This is a genomic window from Leptospira yasudae (assembly GCF_003545925.1).
Taxonomy (GTDB): Bacteria; Spirochaetota; Leptospiria; order Leptospirales; family Leptospiraceae; genus Leptospira; species Leptospira yasudae.
The window spans coordinates 395627-416498 of sequence record NZ_QHCU01000001.1 but is presented as its reverse complement, the minus strand read 5'-3'; the positions used below and the strand labels follow the sequence as shown (position 1 = coordinate 416498).

General features: G+C 47.2%; 19 protein-coding genes and 1 pseudogene. 9 read left to right on the top strand and 11 right to left on the bottom strand.

Translation table 11 applies throughout. The features are described 5' to 3' along the window. Positions 1–11: 11 nt before the first annotated feature. Together DLM76_RS01980 and DLM76_RS01975 are read left to right on the top strand one after the other, a co-directional pair. Positions 12–770, top strand: coding sequence for a GNAT family N-acetyltransferase (locus tag DLM76_RS01980; RefSeq protein ID WP_118964239.1), 759 nt, complete (start codon positions 12–14; stop codon positions 768–770). A gap of 34 nt (positions 771–804) precedes the next feature. Next, complete coding sequence (locus tag DLM76_RS01975) at positions 805–1860, top strand: BPSS1187 family protein (protein WP_118964238.1); 1056 nt, start codon at positions 805–807, stop codon at positions 1858–1860. 470 nt (positions 1861–2330) lie between these two features. Here DLM76_RS01975 and DLM76_RS01965 read toward each other — a convergent pair whose 3' ends face one another. Then, positions 2331–2837 (bottom strand): hypothetical protein, encoded by a 507-nt coding sequence (locus DLM76_RS01965; protein ID WP_118956124.1) that lies wholly within the window; start codon positions 2835–2837, stop codon positions 2331–2333. Next, positions 2827–3294, bottom strand: a complete 468-nt coding sequence (locus DLM76_RS01960; RefSeq protein ID WP_118964236.1) for a RidA family protein — start codon at positions 3292–3294, stop codon at positions 2827–2829. The genes DLM76_RS01965 and DLM76_RS01960 overlap by 11 nt, the downstream gene beginning before the upstream one ends. Before the next feature lie 122 nt (positions 3295–3416). On the opposite strand from DLM76_RS01960, the gene DLM76_RS01955 reads away from it, so the two are divergent. The 5 genes from DLM76_RS01955 to DLM76_RS01935 are packed head-to-tail and all read left to right on the top strand — an operon-like array spanning position 3417 to position 9085. Further along, a complete protein-coding gene (locus tag DLM76_RS01955; RefSeq protein WP_118956126.1) occupies positions 3417–4220 on the top strand; it encodes a class I SAM-dependent methyltransferase in 804 nt (267 codons plus the stop codon). After that, positions 4217–5866, top strand: coding sequence for a DEAD/DEAH box helicase (locus tag DLM76_RS01950; RefSeq protein ID WP_118964235.1), 1650 nt, complete (start codon positions 4217–4219; stop codon positions 5864–5866). The genes DLM76_RS01955 and DLM76_RS01950 overlap by 4 nt, the downstream gene beginning before the upstream one ends. After that, entirely contained in the window at positions 5833–6924 is a 1092-nt protein-coding gene (locus tag DLM76_RS01945) for an N-acetylmuramoyl-L-alanine amidase family protein (RefSeq protein WP_118956128.1), read from the top strand. The genes DLM76_RS01950 and DLM76_RS01945 overlap by 34 nt, the downstream gene beginning before the upstream one ends. Next, positions 6905–7693 (top strand): LIC_10740 family protein, encoded by a 789-nt coding sequence (locus DLM76_RS01940; RefSeq protein ID WP_118956129.1) that lies wholly within the window; start codon positions 6905–6907, stop codon positions 7691–7693. Before DLM76_RS01945 ends, DLM76_RS01940 begins: the two co-directional genes overlap by 20 nt. Positions 7694–7735: 42 nt before the next feature. After that, positions 7736–9085 (top strand): hypothetical protein, encoded by a 1350-nt coding sequence (locus DLM76_RS01935; protein ID WP_118964234.1) that lies wholly within the window; start codon positions 7736–7738, stop codon positions 9083–9085. A gap of 55 nt (positions 9086–9140) precedes the next feature. Here DLM76_RS01935 and DLM76_RS01930 read toward each other — a convergent pair whose 3' ends face one another. From DLM76_RS01930 to DLM76_RS01920, 3 genes are all read right to left on the bottom strand, one after another. After that, positions 9141–10037 carry a DUF2167 domain-containing protein gene (locus tag DLM76_RS01930; RefSeq protein WP_118956131.1) on the bottom strand — a complete coding sequence of 299 codons (897 nt, stop codon included), beginning with the start codon at positions 10035–10037 and terminating at the stop codon, positions 9141–9143. Positions 10038–10074: 37 nt separating this feature from the next. Continuing rightward, positions 10075–11094 carry a hypothetical protein gene (locus DLM76_RS01925; RefSeq protein ID WP_118956132.1) on the bottom strand — a complete coding sequence of 340 codons (1020 nt, stop codon included), beginning with the start codon at positions 11092–11094 and terminating at the stop codon, positions 10075–10077. A gap of 123 nt (positions 11095–11217) precedes the next feature. Beyond that, positions 11218–12066, bottom strand: a complete 849-nt coding sequence (locus DLM76_RS01920) for a tetratricopeptide repeat protein (RefSeq protein ID WP_118956133.1) — start codon at positions 12064–12066, stop codon at positions 11218–11220. A 113-nt stretch (positions 12067–12179) separates the two neighbouring features. Here DLM76_RS01920 and DLM76_RS01915 point away from each other — a divergent pair, with 113 nt between their 5' ends. Beyond that, positions 12180–12359: a hypothetical protein gene (locus DLM76_RS01915; RefSeq protein WP_118956466.1), complete on the top strand. Its 180-nt coding sequence runs from the start codon at positions 12180–12182 to the stop codon at positions 12357–12359. 9 nt (positions 12360–12368) lie between these two features. Here the strand turns inward: DLM76_RS01915 and DLM76_RS01910 are convergent, their stop codons facing one another. Next, positions 12369–13196, bottom strand: a complete 828-nt coding sequence (locus DLM76_RS01910; RefSeq protein WP_118964233.1) for a crotonase/enoyl-CoA hydratase family protein — start codon at positions 13194–13196, stop codon at positions 12369–12371. A 114-nt stretch (positions 13197–13310) separates the two neighbouring features. On the opposite strand from DLM76_RS01910, the pseudogene DLM76_RS22125 reads away from it, so the two are divergent. Beyond that, positions 13311–13409 (top strand): annotated as a pseudogene (locus DLM76_RS22125) (LIC12628 family protein); the annotation flags it as partial. 15 nt (positions 13410–13424) lie between these two features. On the opposite strand, the gene DLM76_RS01900 reads toward DLM76_RS22125, so the two are convergent. From DLM76_RS01900 to DLM76_RS01880, 5 genes are all read right to left on the bottom strand, one after another. Next, positions 13425–14804, bottom strand: a complete 1380-nt coding sequence (locus DLM76_RS01900) for a histidine kinase dimerization/phosphoacceptor domain -containing protein (RefSeq protein WP_118956136.1) — start codon at positions 14802–14804, stop codon at positions 13425–13427. 408 nt (positions 14805–15212) lie between these two features. Beyond that, a complete protein-coding gene (locus DLM76_RS01895) occupies positions 15213–16271 on the bottom strand; it encodes an alpha/beta hydrolase (RefSeq protein WP_425528912.1) in 1059 nt (352 codons plus the stop codon). A gap of 417 nt (positions 16272–16688) precedes the next feature. Continuing rightward, entirely contained in the window at positions 16689–17807 is a 1119-nt protein-coding gene (locus DLM76_RS01890) for a peptidoglycan DD-metalloendopeptidase family protein (protein WP_118956140.1), read from the bottom strand. 53 nt (positions 17808–17860) lie between these two features. Further along, entirely contained in the window at positions 17861–18271 is a 411-nt protein-coding gene (locus DLM76_RS01885; protein WP_118956141.1) for a bactofilin family protein, read from the bottom strand. A 104-nt stretch (positions 18272–18375) separates the two neighbouring features. Continuing rightward, positions 18376–20868, bottom strand: a complete 2493-nt coding sequence (locus DLM76_RS01880) for a penicillin-binding protein 1A (protein WP_118964231.1) — start codon at positions 20866–20868, stop codon at positions 18376–18378. Positions 20869–20872: the final 4 nt, after the last annotated feature.

Here is a 20872-nt window from a genome sequence, read left to right as displayed (position 1 = left end):
GCCGATTCCAAATGAAAGAAATCCGAACCTCCGAATCAGAAGCGCGATTTGCCAATTCTTTAGGCCAACCGATCGGAACCCCGCTTCCCGATTGGAAACCTGCGTCGCTTCCGAAAAAGGAAACGATGCAGGGAAGATTCTGCCGCTTGGAACCTCTCGATCCGGAACGCCACGCCGAATCGCTCTACTCGGCCAATTCCTTGGACGCCGGAGGAGCGATGTGGACGTATCTTCCCTACGGACCTTTTAAAACGTTCGGCGAATACCAGGAATGGATGAAGAATACTTGTCTGACGGAAGACCCGTTGTTTTTCACGATCTTCGACTTGTCTTCCGATCGGGCGGTCGGCCTTGCGAGTTACGCCGAGATTTCTCCGAAAGCCGGTTCGATCGAAGTCGGGCATCTGGCGTATTCTCCGTTAATGCGACAATCTCCGGTTTCGTCGGAAGCGATGTATCTTATGATGAAGAACGCGTTCGAACTCGGATACAGAAGATATCAATGGAGATGCAACGCTCTCAACTTCCCTTCCGCGACCGCGGCACAAAGGATCGGATTGTCTTTTGAAGGAATTTTTAGACAGGCGAATGTTCTAAAGGGTCATAGCCGTGATACCGCTTGGTTTTCGGCCATCGACGAGGAATGGCCCGCGATTCAAGAAGCGTTTTTGAAATGGTTAAACCCCGATAATTTCGACGAGAACGGGCTTCAAAAAGTCCGGCTGAGCGATTTAACAGGGCCGATTCTCAAACGAAAATACGATTTTTAGTTCAAAAGGAGTGTCGATTTAACAACTTGCCTATATGAATCATTTAGAATATAAAAAAACGATCATAACCCTTCTTTTGTCTTCCTTTCTTTTTCTTTCGTCGACGATCGCCTGCAAACGGATCCAAGACAAAGAAGAAGACCCGAATGCCGATCTTTTCACAGGTTACGCATTGTTGAGCGTATTGGGATGCACTCAATATCAGAACGCGCCCCGCGTGGATACGGTCGACGGTTTGACCCGGATCTTCGTTCTGCCGAGTTTTACGTTTCCCTGCGTGCCGCGATACAACGATCCCCACCTGATTTTTGTCCCTTCTTCCTCCGCAAAAAATATTCTTACCGTGTTTTTACCGGGTTCGGGAGGAACTCCGATCGGCGTTTCCAAACTCATTCAGGAAGGCGCGGCCCGAGGTTATCACAGCATCGGTTTGATGTATCCGAACGGCGAACCGATCAATGTTCTTTGCAACGGTGCGGGAAGTTCTCCCGCTTGTTTCGGGAACGCAAGAGAAGAAATTATTACGGGAGTCGATAAGACGAACGTCGTCTCCGTCGATACGAACAATTCCATCGACGGCCGCTTGTTGAAACTACTTCAATATCTCGTCGTCAAACGTCCGAACGACGGTTGGGGACAGTTCTTAAGCGGAGATTCGGTAAACTGGAACAAGGTTTATTTCGGCGGTCATTCGCAGGGAAGCGGACACGCAGCGTATCAAGGAAAGCTAAAGAACCTCGGGAGAGTTTCGATTTACAGCGGTGTTTCGGATTATCATATCTCTTCGGCCACTCCTGCGACTTGGTTGGCTCAGAACGGTCTGACCTCTCCTACGTTATTTTTCGGTTTGATTCATATCGGAGACGGAGTTGCTAACATTTCCGGAAATTCGAATCAGGTGACGGATACTTGGCAAACCGCTTTCGGGATGAACGGCGCTCTGACCGACGCGGATAGTGGCGCCACCCCGTTCGGAGGAACGCAACGATTGACTACGAATCGCTGCGCAGGTCAGGATGAGAACAGCAAACACAACTGTACGATGCTTTCTTCCCAACAGGCCGCCTGGGATTACATTAGCTTTCCTTAATGGATTGCGTCGACGTTTTAGCGATTCGTTTGCGTTCGGTTTCGGTGATTCAAAATCTGTTCGTGAATGCGTGAGTGTACGAAAACCGTTTGATGCAAGCTTTTTCCGGATCTCTTGTCGGAACAGTCGTGAAATTTTAAATTGTGGGAACTCATACGGGTCGTGCAACTTGCGCGGATTCTTTTTCTCGTAAGAGAATGTTTGTTATACCCACAAATGTAGGAACTCATACCCGGAATAGCTCGGCAGAACTCAATACCGCTTTTCTTACGGAGAAGCGGAACTCAGAAACAACTCAGCAATAACTCAGCAACACTTCCCTTACGGGGAAGTGTTAGGGATCAAAGCGTGGTCAATAAATTGATATTCCCGAATCATTTCGCGAATTCAAAAACGGATTCAATTTATTGACCGAAGCTGCGAGCCCGGGCCGCAACGCGGCAACACCCCATGTAGGATCTCCCGCAACTTTAATCTTTTTGAAAGAATTGATTGAGCGAAAGAAGAGTCGTAATTCCCCAGGCGCCCAAAAACGCGTAGAACTTCCAACTGAAAACGTAATCTTCTTCGCGGAGAAAACTGACAAAGAAGGCTTCCGGAAAAAAAATTCCCACGAGCGCGCCCAAACCCAAAAGAAATTGAACGCTCAACAATAACGAACCGAGCCAATGAGAACGCCAGAACGATCCGAAAAAGAAAACCCCGGCCGACAAAAAGATAAAATAGAAGTTAGACGAAACACGAAGTCCTTCCGTTTCTTCTCCGCCTAAATTGATCGTGTATTCGATCCAAGTCGAAAGACTGAATAATAACTGAAGAGTTACCGCGACAAAGAGCGCTTTTTCCGAGGCCGATTTTTCTTTCCAAAACTCGGTGAATCTTCCCGTAAACGAAAGATAAAAGGCGAGCCATTCTCTCAATAGAAGAGGAACGGAACGCAAACTCCATTGAATGTCTCTCCAAAGATTACGGAGCATCTGCAACCTGAAAGACGACTTCCATTTCCACGGGCGCTCCGAGCGGAAGCGAAGGAGTTCCCACGGCAAAGCGCGCATGACGTCCTTCTTCTCCGAAAACGGAAAGCAGAAAGTTGCTTCCGTGATTCGCGACAAGATGATGTTCGGTAAAATTCGGACTGCAAGCGACAAAGACTCCGATCTTCAGGATCTTGACGAGTTTGTCCGGACCTCCGCAAACCGCAGCCGCGGCGGCGATCGCGTTGAGACTCGCTTGGATCGTCGCTTCCTTGACGTCGTCCACGGAAAGTCCTTCTCCCAGTTTTCCGACCTGCATCAGCTGACCGTCTTTGAGAGGAAGTTGTCCCGAAGTGAATACGAGATTTCCCGAACGGTTTGCGGGAATATACGCCGCGATCGCTTGCGGAGGGGGAGGAAGTTTGTAACCTAAGGATTCGATTTTGCTTTGAATGCTCATGTGCTTCTTTCTTGCCGAATAGGGAAGATCCTTCCAAAAAGATTGTCATACTCGATTTTTCAAGCAGTTTCGAAAAAAGGAATTTTCTTTCTTTTCCCCTCCGGTTTCACTAGATCCAGAGAATGTATCCGAAACTCGAGCTGATTCCTCATCCGCAGTATCCCGAACAATATCAGATCTGCAAACGAACCGGAGTTTGTTTTTACAAACCGGCCAAAACCCGGGAATACAAGGATTCTTACTTTTTAGAAGAATATAAAAATCAGTATCAAAAGACCTACTACGAAGACGAGGCTTCTCTCCGCGCGCTCGCCCAAAAACGGCTCGGGATGTTGGGTCAGCTCCACGATCCGAAAGGCTCCACTCTTTTCGAACTCGGTTCGGCCGCAGGCTTCTTTTTGGACGAAGCGAAGAAAGTCGGTTATCAAGTGACCGGTTTGGAAATTTCTCCGGCAGAAGTAGAATATTCCCGGAAGACTTTGGGGCTCGATGTTCTCTGTGATTCTTTTTTAGGGGAGAAGGTTCTACAAGGCCGTTCCTTCGACGTCGTCGCGGCCTTCTTCGTAGTGGAACATTTTCCGGACGCGGACTTCGTATTCGAAAAGTTAACCGGTCTTGTCAAACCGGGAGGGTTTCTGTTCTTAGGATTGCCTTCTTTATACGGTCCGACCTTTCAAACCAATCCCGAAGAATGGTTCCGCACGCATCCGTCGGACCATTTTTGGGATTACAGCCCAGCCTCCTTGAAAAAAATGTTGAAAGGATACGGTTTTAAGACTGAGTATAAGAAACCGATGTCCTACCACCCGTCCCGTGATCGGGGCTGGAGAGGAAAAACACTGAGTCACCGCCTTTTTGTACGTCTCTCAGACCTCACCTGCTACGGTGATACATTCCACTTAATCGCTCAGAAGCTGCACACATGAAATTCGAAGAACTTTCGCTACATCCTAAATTACTTTCAGCCATTCAAGAGATCGGTTATACCGAACTCACTCCGATCCAGGAACGATCGATTCCTCACGGGCTGGAAGGAAAAGACATCACCGGTCTCGCACAAACGGGAACCGGAAAGACCGTGGCCTTTTTAGTGCCGGTCATTCACACCATTCTTACCAAAGAAATACCGGGAGTTTCCGCTCTCGTATTGGCTCCCACAAGAGAACTTACGATGCAGATCTCGGACGAAGCCAAAAAACTTCTGAAACATTCGGAAGGAATCCGCGCGGTGCCGATCATCGGAGGAACCGATTACAAATCCCAAAACAAGGATTTGGAAGGACTGAAAGGAATCATCGTAGCGACTCCGGGCCGATTGATCGACATGATCAAGTCCGGTTCCATCGACATATCCAACGTAGAGTTCTTCGTTCTCGACGAAGCGGATCGTATGTTGGACATGGGATTCATCCAGGACATCCGTTGGCTTCTTCATAAATGTAAGAATCGCAAGCAGACCTTGCTGTTCTCCGCGACCTTGTCCGTGGAAGTGATGCGTCTCGCCTATCGCTTCTTAAACGAACCCGTTGAAATTCAGATCAATCCGGAAAAGATCATCACCGAAAGAATCGATCAGAAAATCGTTCACTTGGGACGCGAAGAAAAAATTCCTTATATGACCAATCTGATCGTCAACTCGGAGGAAGAAGGTCAGGGAATCATATTCACGAATTATAAAGCGAATATTCCCAAGATCGTTCATACTCTCCGCAAATACGGAATTCCCGTCACGGGAATCTCTTCCGAGCTGGATCAGAAAAAAAGGCTGAGACTTCTCCGGGATTTCAAATCGGGCAAATACCGTTATATGGTCGCAACCGACGTGGCTTCGCGCGGAATCGACGTCGAAAACATAGACATCGTTTACAACTACGATCTTCCTCAAGACACGGAAAACTACGTTCATAGAATCGGACGTACTGCAAGAGCCGGAAGAAAAGGAAAGGCGATCGGTTTTTGTTCCGAGTCCGATTACGTGGAACTCGAAAAGATCGAAAAGTATCTGAAACAAAAGATCGACGTTCTGGACGTTCAAGAGGAATACATTCAATTTCCTGCAGGTGATTTTCAGCCTTTCGTGGGCGGGGATTCCTACGATCGGGAAAAGGAAACCCACTTCAAACAAAACGGAAGACGTCCTCACGAAAGAGGGGAACGCGCTCCGCACAAACACGATCGGGACAGAAGAGGGGACAAACGTCACGCAACTCACACCCGTTCTCATTCTCCCGCAAGAGATTCTTCCCAAAAGAAAAAACCGGCCGCCGCGATTCAAGAAGCGGAATTCTTTCTGCAAAAAGCCGATTCCGTTTTATCTTCGGAACCGAAAGGCAACAAAGGCGGAAACAAGAATCAGCATCGATTCCAAGGCAATAAGGACAAACAACGTCCGCAGCAAGGCGGAAATCAGCAGCGCAATCAACAACAGAACCGCAACAGACAAAATCAGCAAAGTCAGAATTACGATAAGAGCAAACGGAATCTGTTCGATATCAACGATACGGTTCGAGAAGACGGCAAAAAGAAAAAAGGTTCGATTTGGCAAAAAATCAAATCTATCTTTGGGGGCTGATCCTATTCTTTTCCAACGCGTGGGGGCTTGCGGCCAAGGTCTCCATCCCCACGCAGGCTTCCGAACGTTATGTGCGCTTTGAGGACGTTCAAAAGGAATTTCCTTCCTTAAAGTCCTCGTTCAATCCCGCGACCTTTGTCGGTTCGATCAAACATCCTTCCGGAGAAATCCGTTTTCGAGTCGGCTCCTCCTTTTACACCTTCAACCAAACGATCGAAAAGATCTCCGTTCCGATATTGTATAAGGAAAAGGATTTTCTGATTCCTCCCGAAATCGTGGAAGCCTTGTTCGTACAGCTCATGTCCGAGGACGTGCGGTATGAATATAAGGAAAACGTGTTGGAGTTGGAGGTTCTTCCGGGCGCGGAAACGCTCGGAATCAAAACCGTTCTCATCGACGCCGGGCACGGAGGAAAGGACCCGGGAACCGCCTCGAACGACGGAACGAACGAGAAGTCGGTCGCTCTTCAAGTCGCCAAAATTCTCAAGAAGTTCTTCGAGAAGGTTTATCCGGAAATCGAAGTCGTATTAACAAGACCGGACGACACGTTCGTCGAACTCGAACAAAGATCCGCGATCGCCAATCGGGAACTCAAAAAAAAGGGAAGCGCTTTGTTCATCAGTCTTCATTGTAATTCCTCCATCAACGAGGATGTGAACGGTTTCGAGATCTATTATCTTTCGCAGACAGCATCCACAGAATCCGCGCGGGAAACGGCCTTATTGGAAAACCGGATTCTTAAGCCCAAAGGAACTTCGGCCGTCAAAAGAATCCAGGCGGGAATGATGTCCTCCCTCATCCAAAGAAGGAGCAGAATCTTGGCCAGGTCCTTGGAATCGGAGATGAAAAAAAAGCTCCAGCCTCAAATTCTGTCCAGGGGAGTGAAAAAGGCGGATTTTTCGGTCCTCCGAGGAAGTCTCATGCCCGCGGTTCTCGTGGAAATGGGTTATCTTTCTCATGAAAAAGAATCCAAACTTTTGCAAAGCAAGAGTCTGCAAGTAAAGATAGCGAAAAGCATCGTAGAAGGAATCCGGGGATATGAATTGGCAAAAAATTAAAGAATCTGCAATCGCGATCAGAGACGCGGCTTGGGAAGCGATCAAAGCCGCGGGAGTGAAAATCAATCTCGGATATCTTTGGCTGTTCCGCACCGCCACCGAAGACGGAGTTTCCAGAAAAACCCTCTTTCTAACCTACGCTTGGATCGGAGTCGTTTTATTTTTTACGTCCTTTATACTCGCGGGCAACAGCCCTTTCGTCACGCTCGTTCCGTTTTCCCTTTACGACGTAGGAAACAGAGATCCGAGAACGACGATCACGATCTACGGATCGGACGGAGAACGTCAGGTATTTCCCGTACAAAGAAAGGTTCTTCTGGAAGACGAGGAATACCGTCACAAGACGATGACCTTGATCGGAGAGATCAGCGAATCCTCGTATTTCGATAAGACTCTCGAAAGCGGAAAGGGAGAACATTATAAAAACCTAAAGCGTTTGCCCGAGATTCAATACGCGGTAAAGGCGATCTGGAAGACCGGAAACGTTTTGATCCTGGATTTCAGAAAATCGACTCTTCAGGAAATCCTTTCCGGAATGAAGTTTAGAATCGATTATACCTACGTTCAACAGAACATGAAAGAAGAAGAAAAACAAAAGGAAATCGCCCGTAAAAAGATGGCCCTTTTGGATTCCACGTTTCTCGCTCTGGAAAAAACCGTTTTCGAGAATTTTCATGATATTCAAAGCCTAGAATATAGGCTCGACGGTTTATCGGAAAGCATTCCCGGAATGGAATATTCTCTCAATTTAACCCATAAAAGGAACTGATCCCCTCTTTCCGTACGTTTTTTAGCCGATACTAGAAACAAGATGAAATCCGATTTTATGGGTCGCTTGTTTCCGATCGGCAAAACTAAGCCGCTCACGATTTGTTTTCTCGCCCTATTTTTTTTCGGGGGAAGCGTATCGTCTTCTTCCGATCTGCAGATCTCTCCCGATCTGCTCAATATCACCGATTTTCGGACCGATCGACTCGCATTTCATTTTATACAGCTCGTGGACAAAGAGGGAAAATCCCTTCCGCAGACCAATCCCAACCGAGATTCTTCCGAAGCGACTTTGATGATCATCTACAAAGGACAACTAACGTTGCTTAAGGACGGATACGACGATCCGAACAAGATACGGGAGAAGGAAAAGGAATATCTCGTGAAGATTTCTAATTATGCCAGACTCCGGGAATTGGAATCGGAATACTACAGACTTCCCGAAGCGGAACGAACGGTGAATCCGAACAAATCCTCCGAAGGTTCGCAAGGTTCCGTCCCGCAGAACGTTTCCGGATCGAACACCGCGGCTCCTTCATCCTCCGCTATCGGGGGGGGATCGCCTAACGGAGCCGAGGCGGGACAGGCTTCCGCGGAGCCTTTGAAAAAGACGAAAGAACTCGATCTTCTTTTGAAATACGACGAGGAACTTCTGAAAAGTTATTCTTCCGAACGTGCGGTCAGCGGAGAATTGGAACGGTCCGAACGGTTTTACGGAAAGGATTCTCCCAAAACGGCTTCGATTCGTTTCCGCGCGGAGGAACTTCGCAAGAAAGTAAACGAAAGAAGGAACGTTCTCATTCAATTCTTAAAGAATCCGGGCTCTGCCACCAATCCGTATCCGGGCGATCGAAAGGATCAGGCGTTTTATACGAATACGATCAACGGCGTTCCCGATTTTTATCTTCATTCCACGACTCCGCGCGAACTCGACGGTCAGATGAAAGGAGAGGAAGAGGTCGGCAAAAAATACGGGGAATTATATAAGTCCGCGAGAGACAAGCTGATCGATTCTCAAATTAGAAAATTATACTATTATCTTTGGAACCGCGAGATGACGAACACGCGCGTCAAAGCGGAGAAAATGAAAAACGGCAAAAAGGCAGTGGTCGTCACCGGAGATTCCACTGTATTCACCATGATCGATAAGGAAGGAGACGGTATTACCGAATCCTTTTTCGTGGATAGCCCCGGGATTCGTTTTTCTTGGGGAAGAGATCTTCCGAATATCATCTCGATTTCGAACTGCACGGACGAGACGATTCTTCCCAAGATCAAAAATCTTACCGAGGATGTTTTGTCCGGAAGAATGCCGGAAAAGATCGATAAGATCGATCTTACCGTTCCGGAAGAACAACTCGTGATCGAACTCGGACCGAAAATTCCTCAGTAAAAGCGGTTTCCGGTTTTGCTTCCATCCACCGCAATTTGCATCTAAGGTCTCTTCGTCACGCGCTCGGATTGTTGTCCGATGGAGGTGCCGCCGCCGACGAATCTTTTTCCCGAAAGATGAACTTTTTCAAAACGCCTAAACCGCCGATGACGGCTAACGCGATCACTTTCCAAAATTTTAATAAAAGAGCGAAGAATCCCGCCTTTGCCAAAACCTTTCCTGCGATCAAACCTCCGATCCCGTAAGCGGCCACCGTGTCCAGACCCGGATCGAAATCGGCGTAACGATGTCCTTCGTTGAACTCGGTCGAGTTTACGATCGAGTCGAGTTCTCCGTTGACCAGGGAGAGTTTGTCGATGTCGGCGATTACGTTCAGGATCAGAACGCCCTTTCTTCCCAACATTCGAATATTATAATTCAATGTATCGATCGGAGAACCTTCGAACTTCAACGTTTTGGCCCAGTGGAGTTTTTTGGTCTTTGCATCGTAGAACGGAGGAGAGGCCCAACCCACCAATTCGACGCTTTCGTAGCCTTCTTTTTTGCGGGCTTCGTTGGCTTCCTTCATGTCGTCTTTCATTTCGTCGAGAAGGTCGTCGTAGTCCATGTCCTTTGCGTCGTCGTCCTTGATATAACCTTCTTCGGAAAAGGAGATGCTGATCGCATAAGAGAAGTTTTGGCTGATAGGCGTTTCGTTCTTTAGGAACAACATTCCGAGCGGTTCCGCTCCGGGAGGATTCCCCCATACGTTTTCCAAAACGAGTTTACTCTGTGCCCCGTCGATGTATCGAAAGTTGGAGGGAACGTTCAAGGTTGCGAGCCCGTTTCCCAACGTCACCTTTCCGGTTTTGTATTTCAAAGAATTGACGATCTTGATCGCTTCCGGACTAGGTTGTGCAAACAACCCGAAGGATAAGAAAAGTAGAATCGTCGCCGTGATTTTCAATTTCATAGAATTCTCCCGCGTGGATTGATTTAAAACGTTTCGGCTAATCGATCTGCTTTAGCTTGTCCAAGGTTTTCTGCAAATACCTGTATTTCCCGATATTATCGGCGAAAACTTTTTCAAGAGCCAAGAGCCGTGCGTATAAATCCGGATGTTGTTTCGGCAGATCGTATTTGGATTGATCGGCGATCTTATCGTGAAACGTATCCACGTTCCGGATCGCCTGCGGCGCGAACTGTAAAAACGAATACATAGGAACGACTTGTTTGTATTGTTCCCATGCTTCCGCTTTGTCGTTGATCGGTTCCGCCAAAATCTGTTCCAAAGTTTTGGAGATCAGCTGAATCTTTTCTTCGTAAGTGAGTTTAAAGTTCGAGACGTTGTAAAGATAACCGGCGAGGGACATGTCGTGGCCGAGGGCCGCGTACGAAAAATAACCGAGGTTGTCCTTTTCGAAACTCGTGGAAAGGAGGGCTTCGAACGGAGTCAGTTTGTATTTGGGATTCTTCTTTAGATATTTTAGAATGAACTGCGACTCCCGGTTATAAGAATCCAATTCGTAGAGATATTTTTCAAGCGCGCTCGTCGTGCTCAGGGAAATGAACCGCTCCGGATCGTCGAAATAACTTTTGGAATGCTGGCATTCGTGAACGAAAGCGGATAATACGATCGAAGGATGCGTTTGATACAGGTCCAAAATATACGGACTTAAGTAAATGCTCGGATCGGGGTCCTCTTTGGAACGGATGGAAAAGGCGGCCGAACCGAAAATATCCCGTTCGAGATCTTCCCGAATTCCGACTCGAAGCGCGCCCATTCTAAGTTTGATCAGAGTTTCCTGAACCAAAACCTGAACGTCGTCCTTTTCCGGATTCGATTTTTTCAAAACGAGCGCTTCCAGATCGTCCAGAATCCGGTGAACCGTCTTGATCTGTCTTTCCTGTTCCGGTGTGAGTTCCTCGGCAAGGACGTTCGGTGCGAACGCGAAGATGAAAAATAAGAATAGTATAATTTTCTTAAGTATATTCGGTTTTTTCGTATTGCGATCGGCCGATGATTTCATGAGGTTCCTAAAAGGAAAAATTCCGATTTTTCCGGTTCCGCAAACTTCGGATTATTGTATCCGGACCGGACCTAAAATGAGACATGAACGAAGAATGGAGTCAAGAAATTCTCGGAAAAACGGTCAGGGTTCCTCTATTTCAACGTTCTCTAACGTATCAAAAAATCCGGTCTGGAGCAAAGGGGCAAAGTCCACCATATCTTCCGCGTTCAGTTTCAGGCCGTTTTCCATCGAATACGCCTGTAAAAGGGAGGCGCACGCCAAATGACTTTCTCCGAGTTGCGCGTGCGCTCTCGCTTTGATGATGAGAATGTCCGAATCCGACTCTCCGAAATATTGTATGTATAAGTCGATGAACTTCAACGCGTTTTTATGATCGGCGACTTTCAGATAACATTGGGCGATCATGTCGTAGTGCAGAAAGTTCTCGTCGCTGTCCATTCTCATGGAAGTTTTCAAAGAAACCAAAGCCGAGTTGTAATCGCCTCTTTGATAATAAAGATGTCCGAGTTCGGCCCAGATATCCTTGCGGAGAATTCCTCTTCCTCTCGAAAGTTTTTCCTGAGCCAATGCCTGCTTTAAAACCGCGATGGCTTCGTTGGAACGGTCCGTGTCCTTCAATAGGGAAGCGAGGGTCAGATACAGCTCGAGTTGATCCGGATAAAGTTCGATTCCTTTGGTCAGAATCTTCTTCGCTTGTTTGAAGTTGGAAACCTTGATGAGATAATTGGAATAGTAAAGATAACTGCCCGGTTCGTTCGGATATTGAGTGATGATTTCGTGAAAGAGATTCAACGTCTCCCGCGTGTTCCCGATATGATATTGGCACCAAGCTTGACGATTGCGGATCTTAAGGATCGTTTTCGGGCTTTTGGTGAAGGAAAGAGCTTCCTTGTAGAGGTTGAAAGCTTTCGTGAATTCTCTTTGATTCTCCCTCTGAATCGCAGATCTGATCAGTGTAGGGAAACTCACAGTTTGGACAGGTTAAAAATTTTCAAAAAATAATCAAGTTTTCTATTTATCAACCGAGAATAGAATTGGGGGAAAAAGAAAGAAAACCCCGAAATTCTCGGAAGAGGGAATTTATGAATATCAACGGAAACACAAACCAGAGTTTACTTTTGGAAAGGGTAGCGAATCTACCTAAGGAAATCTTTCAGGCTCAAAGCGACTTAAATCGGAAGATGTTGCATCTCGCTGTGGAAGCGGGTGTCCAGAATTCCAAGGAAGAAGGACAAAGAAGAATCCTGGACCTTTACGCTTAAGACAAAACTTCAGTTTTGATTGTAGACGGGGCGTTTGCGCTCCTTGAAAGATTGCATCGCTCCTCTAAAATCCGCGGAATCGAGAAAGCTCGAATTCCATAGCGCAACATAATTCAAACCTGCTTCGAGCGGTTTCCCTTCCGCATAGCGCATCACATCCTTAACGCCCGACACGACGATCTTCGGATTTTCCGCGATTTCTTTCGCGGTCGCAAGCGCGGCCTGCATCATCTCTTCTTCCGTTTGAAAAACCCTAGTCACTAGTCCGATTCTTTCGGCTTCGATTCCGTCTATGTCCTTACCGGTTAAAGCCAATTCTCTCGTGTGACCTTGTCCGATGATCGCGGGAAGTCTGTTGATGGAACCCATGTCCGCAACAATCGCGACTTTCGCTTCGCGAAGAGAGATGGAAGCGTCTACGGTCGCGTAACGGATGTCGCAAGCGGAGATAAGATCGAGTCCTCCGCCGATGCAATGTTTTTGAACCGCGGCGATCGAAGGTTTGGGCGAATCATACACTGCGTTGATTCCTTTCTGCATTTTCAAGATGAGGTCGAAGAATTTTCTGCGGTCTCCGCCGAGAGGAGCTTGAATCACGTTGCCGAATTGTTGGATGAAAGAATCCAAATCGAGACCGGTGGAAAAGGATTTTCCACGTGCCGCGATGACGAACGCGTGAATGTCGGAGTTCGCATTGATTTCCTCAACGGCGTCCGGTAAATCCCTCCAGAAAGGCCAGTTCATAGCGTTTCTCTTGTCGGGGCGGTTCAAATAAAGAATGGCGGTTTTGTCTTCGGGTCTTGCGACGATTTCAAAAAATTCAAAATGGGTTTTCATCCCGGCCAGTTTCGGAGGGAAAAAAATTCTTACAAGTCATTCCTGAGCCTAAGAAATGCTGGACAGTTTTTAAATTATGAGAATGATTCTCATTATCTTGGAGAGGGTTTTGGGATGATTATCAGCTGGGAAAAGATTCGCCATCAACATCCAAAGGAAGAATGGAAGAGGCTTTTAGAGGACGTGGATGCGTCTGCGGAGAAAAAACGGTGGGGAGTTCCCGCGTTTTTAAGCGGAAACAGGGAAATGCAGCTTAACACAAGCGCCTTCCCGATTCAAAAGATCGACTTTGCCGCCGATTTGTTTCGCCAAAGATTCCACAAGTGATAGGCCGAGGGAACTTGGGTTCCGATTTCGGATGGATTCTTCCGGAAGGCCCGAGCCGCTGTCGGAAACTTCCAAGGTCAGCATTTCGTTTTCTCTCGTAAAATGAATCCGAATCAATCCGGATAAAGAATCGGCCAACCCGTGTTTTAAAGAATTCGTTATGAGTTCGTTGATGATCAAAGCGAGATTCATTCCGATTTCCGCTTTTACTTTTCCTTCGCGAATGTTCAGTTCGAGTCGAACCTTATCCCGATCCACATGATAGATTTCGAAAAGAGCGTCGGTGAGTTTTTTCACATACAACTCGAAACTGATCGAAGAGAGATCCTTGCTTTCGTATAAGATTTCATGAAGAAGCGCGACGGCGCGCAGACGATTCTGACTTTCACGGAGAACGTCGTTGGATTCTCCGTTGGCTTGGCCCGAACGTAGGCTGAAGATGGAGGAGATGATCGTAAGATTGTTTTTGATTCTATGATGAATTTCTTTGAGGTAGGTGTCTTTTTCTCCGGCGGTCGTATGTTGTTCTTTGGTCCGGAGAATGTTGAACGTGCCCGTGAGTTTTTCCTCGGTTCCTAAGATCGGTGAACTTTGGAGCTGCACTTCCTGACTGTTCCCGTTTTTGGAAACGAGAAGAAGATTTCCGTTTTCTTTCGGAAGTCTGGATTTCAAAACTTCTTCCACTAAGTTTCCGACTGCGTCACCCGTTCTGTTTTTGAAAAAGAGAATATCTTGAATCGGTTTACCGAGATAATCTTCGTATTTGCAGCCGATGAGTTTTTCCGCCGCAGGATTCATAAAAAGAAGAGATCCGTTTTCGTCGGTCGTGACAATTCCCGCACCGAGTTGGTCTAACGCGCCTTTGAGTTTTTCCTCGGTTTGTTTGGAGCGTTGTTCGATTTCGTTTTTATAAAGTGCTACTTCTATGGAGGAGCGAAGCTGATCCGACTCGAAAGGTTTTACGATGTATCCGAGGGGTTGTGTTTTTTTAGCTCTGTCTAAGGTGTTTTCGTCGGCGTAAGCGGTAAGATAAATAACGGGGGTGTGAAAGCGGTTTCGGAGAACTTCGGCGGTTTCGATCCCGTCCAGGTTGCCTTCGATGTTGATGTCCATCAATACCAGGTCGGGGTGATTCTCCTCCGCTTTTTGGATCGCCTCTTCACCCGAAGAAGTGATACCAACCAGTTCGTAACCCAACTTTTTGAGCTTTTGGCCTAGGTTGACTGCAACGATGATCTCGTCCTCAACGACCAAAATTTTGGGTTTCTGAAGCATATTCATTAGTTACTAAAAATAACCCCGAATTCAACAAGATATTTGTCAAAAGACGGAAAAAGTTATGGTAAAATTATGTTTTCCCATCGTGGGAATTCCAAACGCTCTTCCCAGTTTTCTCCGAGCCCCTAGCCGGAAAAGAAAAAAAAGGGAGCGAAACGATTTCGATCCTGTTACAAGCCTTTCATTTAGACTCATTTTTTAGGGAGAATCCTGATCGGATTTTAAATTTATTCCCTGAGTATTTCCGCGTTCGGACTTCAAACCGGCCCCTTTTCGTTTCCGATTCTCTTTCAAAGATTAGAACAATCGGCCGATTTCGTTTTTGCTGATTTTCATTTTTTCCATTCCTTAAGTACGGATGAATTTCAGATAACGTCTGTTTGGCGAAGAATTGGGTTGGGAAATCGTTTTTCAATTCCGCAAAACGTAGTTCTCGTTTCCGGCGGATTTACGGATAAACAATCGCTTCTCCGCTTTGACTCCGAGAAGAATCTGATAGATGTCCGTTAAGAGCGGTTTGGAAGAATAATATCCATGACCGAGTGAAATCAGGGAAGAATCCACCGGGTTCACGTTGACCACGTCGATCCCCGGCAGGATCACGCAGGAACCGAGGCGCCCTCCTTGATTGACCGATGCGGACGCTTGCAGCGCGCTGTCACCGGGCGAACAATAAAGCGTCGTGCGTTTTGCGGCCTTTAAGAGCGAATCCGAAAGAAGTCTGAATTCTCCCGAATCGAAATCGGGTGCATTCAGAATCAATTCCTGGACGGCGGGTTGTTTCGATTCTTTTCCGATTTCGGCTAACGCGGGAAGAACGACCTGATGTCCCATCGAATGTACGATGAGATGAACCTTCTTACCGAGCTTTTGCAGGGACTTTAGAAAATTCTTAAATTCGTCCCGGGAACTTCTCGCGGAGGAGAGATTTTTTTCGTAGGTTCCTTTGAGCAGAACCTGGTTGATCAAACCGGCTTCGCTGCCTGCGGGCCAGGTAAAGATCACGATTTTTCCGGGGAATTTCAGGTCGTATCGGATTTGTCCTCCGCGCAGAATCGCTTCTTCGAATTTTACGTTGAATCCGTGAACGAAGACAAGAACTTCGTCGAACGGATCTTTTTTGAGATCTTCGATGAGTGCGTCGCGGGTTTCAAAGGGTTTATGGCCGAGAAACTGAAAGTAGTTCTCCCGACTTCCGAGTCCGGCGGGAAGAGCCCCTACCTCGTGATTGGCGGGAACGTTTACGATACAATATCCGGTTTTGAGTTCCTGATTTCCTGTCGTTAAAAAGTAAGAATCGCTGCAGGAATTTTGAGCGCCCGAGTTTTGCGCGCGCAGCGTCGCGTAGTATAAGTTGAGCGTTTCGGTTTGATCGTAATTTTTGATCAGACGTTGATCGAGTAATTCTTCGAGGGAAGGGGTTTTGCAGCCAAGGCTGAAAAATAAAAGTAGAATTGCGGACAAGGAAATCAAATTCTTCATTTGGGAGAATCTTTCGAAAAAGTAGGGAGAATGGAAATCAAATTCTCGGGTTGTGAATGAGAATTTTCCGGAAAGATGTGTGGGAACTCTTACAATTTGAAAACGATTTTTCTCCGGTTTAAGGGATGTTTTGCAGTGAGAAGTGTAGGAACTCCTACAGAGGAAGAAATCGGTTTTCGTGGGAACTCCATCGCAGAAGGCTTTTTCGTGGTAGTTCCCACACGTTTCTAAAACGAACGATTTCTTTGATTCTGAATTGGAAAGGCGCCGAATTACGCGGGAACTCTTGTTAAAGTAGCAGTTCCTACATTTCTTGGAAAAACGAATCCATTTGCTCGAATGAGTTTGCGAGAGACACCCGGAGTTCCTACTTTCTTGTTAGAACAAAGGAATTCGGATCGAAGCTCAGTGAGTCGGGCCGCCCTTGCGGAACGTCAGACCTTTTAGATATTTCGAAGGATTGACCGGTTGACCGTTTTTGATGACTTCAAAGTGAAGGTGAGGCCCGAACGAATATCCCGTGGAACCGGATCTTGCGATCTTCTTTCCAGCTAATACGTAATCCCCGCGCTGCACGAACAGTTTCGAGTTATGAGCGTATAACGTTTTGAAGTCGTCCGTGTGTTCGATGACGACTACGTTTCCGTAACCGCCCATCCATCCTGCGTAAATGACTTTTCCGTTTCTTGCCGCCGCGATCGGTTCGTAGAACGCCTTTAGGTCCAGACCTTCGTGAAACTTTCTTCTCGGGAAGGTTCTGAATCCGAAGTTGGAAGTCACGATTCGAGAAGCGACCGGAATCACCCATTTCGGAGCGGGATCGGGAATGACCGCTCCGGGTAAGAATACTTTTTGTCCCGGTCTAAGAATGTCGAGATCGTCCAGTTTGTTTTCTAGCATGATCTCGTCCAAGTTGACCTTGTAGAGACTGGCCACTTTCGCGACCGTGTCTCCGGTTTTCATCTTGTAGAGGAGACCTTGTTTATTAGGAATACTTAATATTTGACCCGGATACAAAGTGTCGTCGATTTTGATGTTCGAAGAACCCGCGATCGATTCCATGGAAACCTTGAACCGAGTCGCAATTTCGGCTAACGTCTCGTTTCGTTTTACGCGGTAAGTCGTTACTTTGAGCTGTTTCTTTTTTTCCGAAGGGTTCTTGAGTTCCTTCGCCATCAGAATCGTAAGTTTAGCCTTTTCCGATTCTTCGAGAAACTTTTCATCACCGGATTTCGCTTTAAGATCCTCGGAATCGTTCTCCGTAATTTCTTTTCCGGAAGAATCGATCATCGCGTTGCTCGGATTCATTCCGAATCCTAAGAAAGCGATAAAGAGAGCGGCCGATGCGAAGATGGGAATGAGACGAAACCTTTTTCTTCGGAAGTCGAGATTTCCGTGATAAAGATTGCCTCTGAAATAAAAGGAATAATGAAAATGAAAAGCGCCCAGATAGATCAGGGTGAAGTTGTCCGTTCTAAGGAGTTCCTTCCCCGCATTCAGTTGTCTGGGCTTTTTGAAGATCATACAGGAAGATTATCGGCTCGATTCGAGCCTTTCCTATAGTAAAGAAAAAGGACTTATTCGTCCTTTCCGTTGTCCAAAGTGCGGGTTCCGCCGAAAGACTCTTCCACGATTTTCTTTACGTCTTTCTTTTGGCCGCCGGTGATCGTTATGTTACCTTTTGCTACCACGCCTTTGGCTAAGTGGAGGGCAGGGGCGATGATGTCTCCTAAAAGTCTTCCGGTTTCTTCCAGACGAACTTCGTTCTCGGCTTTGATGTTTCCGATCATAGTTCCGGAAACGGTCACTTCGCGAGCGGCGATATTGGTTCTTACTTTACCGGTTTCCCCGATGTAGAGAGTGTCGTCTGTTTTGATCTCCCCTTCGAATTTTCCGTCGATGCGGAGAGAACCCGCGATATAAAATTTCCCTTCAAAAATGGACCCGGGACCGATTACGCTGTTATTATTTTCCTTGCCGATGGCCATCTAAAACTCCTGCTAGCAATCCAAACCTGCCCCTTGCTCTTCGGGACACGCCGTAAATCTATTTGTGTATTCAATCCCAAAACGACAAGTATTTTTGTTCGGAATTACCGAATCAAATCATCATCGCCCTGGAAAATATTGGTTTTCTGCTTCTTTTTAACTTTGGTTTGATGGGAAGAATGATGTTCCGGTTCCGGTTCGGGAATAAAACCCGCTCCTCTGTGATCGTCGCAAACTTCTTTAGGAACCGTATCCTTGGTGAAGTATTCTTCTTCCGTTTGATTGCAATGAGACCCCGGAAGTTTTCCCGAGATAGAGCAAATGGTTTTGCGCACTACGCCCGTTTCTCCGAAGTGAAATGGCTTGGACTTCTCGCGGGAAAGCGCGTTGGACATAAATCTTCCCCAGATCGGAGCCGCAACGACCCCGCCCGACATTCCCCGGCCCATGGAGAGAGTTCCCGTATCGTAACCGAGCCAAACAACGCTCACGAGATCGGCCGTATAACCGGCGAACCAAGCGTCCCGAAAGTTATTCGTCGTTCCGGTTTTACCCGCTGCGGGTCGGCTGAGCCCATAAGAGGAAGCTCCGGTTCCCGTTCCTTTTTTGATCACGTCTTCCATCATCGATGTAAGAATGAAACAGATCTCCGGAGAAAGAATCTGCTTCTTCTCTTGTTTGCTTGCTTCTTCTCGAAAGTCTTTGATGACGTTGCCGGAACCGTCTTCCACATAAAGAACGCTCAACGGGAAGACTTGTTTCCCTCCCGACGCGAGTACCGCGTACGCTCTTGCAAGTTCGTACGGAGACACTTCGAAGGTTCCGAGCGAGATCGAATAGTTTCTCGGTATGGATCTGTTTTCTATCTGGAGAATTTTTTCCAGATTCGGCATTAAGTTGCTGATGCCCGTGTGTTCGAGAACGCGCACCGCGACGCTGTTTCGGGAAAGTTCCAAGGCTTCCCGCAACTTTATAAATCCTGAATATTCTCCCGTGTAATTGGAAGGGTTCCATTCATCACCGTCTTCTAATACGTATTGAAGCGGAGAATCCGAAAAGAGGGAAGCGGCCGTTACGTTCTTTTTCGGATCGGGATGTTGGTTGTAGTATTCCATCGCCGCCGCATAGACGAGCGGTTTGAACGCGGAGCCTGGTTGTCGATACGCTTGAAACGCTCGGATCTGCTGATTGTCCGATCGAAATCCGGAACCGCCCACCATCGCGGTGATATAACCGCTATCGGGACGGATCGAGATCAAAGCTCCTTCCACGGGGAGAAGAAAGTCTTCCGTTTGTTGGCTGCGGTAACTCCATTCGATCGCTTCGCCCAGCGATTCCGTTCCGCTCAAAAGATTGAGTGCGCTGAGTTCGTCGCGCAGGTCTTCCTGCCAAGCGCGGCTGAACGTCCGCACCGATCTGGAGATCTTAAATTTGAATTCGGGAACGTCGTGGATCATCGCGAGCATATCGTAGATTTCTCCGTACGCGTCGTCGAATGCGTCGATCTTCGTGAACGTTCTTTGATTGGATTCTTTCGTTTGATTTTTCAAACCCGCATACAAAGCCTTTTCGGCTTGGGTTTGATGTTGAATGTTGAGCGTGGAATAAATCTTGAGGCCGCCGCTGTACAACGTTGTCTTCGGGATATAACGCGTTAAATTCTTACGAACATATTCGGTGAAATACGGGAAGCGGTTGAGACGATCGGAAAACGCGGAGTCGTTCGGAGAACGGTTTAGAGTAATGTAATATTCGGAAAACGCGTCGTATTCTTTTTCAGCGGTTTTTACGTCCAAGATTCCGTTTTCCACGAACTTCTTAAATACGACCCGCACTTTCGCGCTGGAAGAATTCGGATTGACCAAAGGGGAAAATTCCGTGGGTCTCGTTGTCAAACTTGCGAGAAGCGCCGATTCTCCCCAAGTCAGTTCCTTTACGTCCTTGCGGAAATAGAATCTCGCGGCCGCTCCTACCCCGATCGTTCCGTGACCGAGGGGAATTTCGTTGAGATAGATTTCCATGAGCGTGTCTTTGTCGAACACCGCTTCGAGAAGAAGTGCGAGCCAAGCCTCTCTCGCCTTTCTTAGAAAGGATCGTTCCGTGTTGAGGAATTTAAGACGCGCGACCTGCTGCGTGATCGTCGAGGCTCCTTCCCTGATTCTTCCCGCGAGAAGGTTGACCATAAACGCGCGGAAGATTCCCCGCAGATCGAGTCCCCAGTGGGAATAAAAATTGTTGTCCTCGGTGGAAACGAAACTGCGGATCAACTTGTTCGGTTTGCCGTCCTCTTCGGGAGGAAGGTCCTTGATGTTCAAAACGACGCGGGAGAATCGATAGAATTCGGCGATCGGTTCGTATTCGTTTTTATCGTTTAATCCGTATAAGACGGAAGGCTTTTCGTATAGGTTCGAATCGGGGACTCTCCATAAATCTTTGATGGAGAATACGAAAAGAAATCCGTTCAAAAACAAAAGTCCCGCGCATACCTTGACGAGTTGTTTCAGAGGATTTTCCGAATCCAGAATTCTCTGAAGAATCCTGTCGCGGAAGTGGATCACAAAAAAACGGGAAAGATAACTGACTGGTTCGTGTTTCATATTC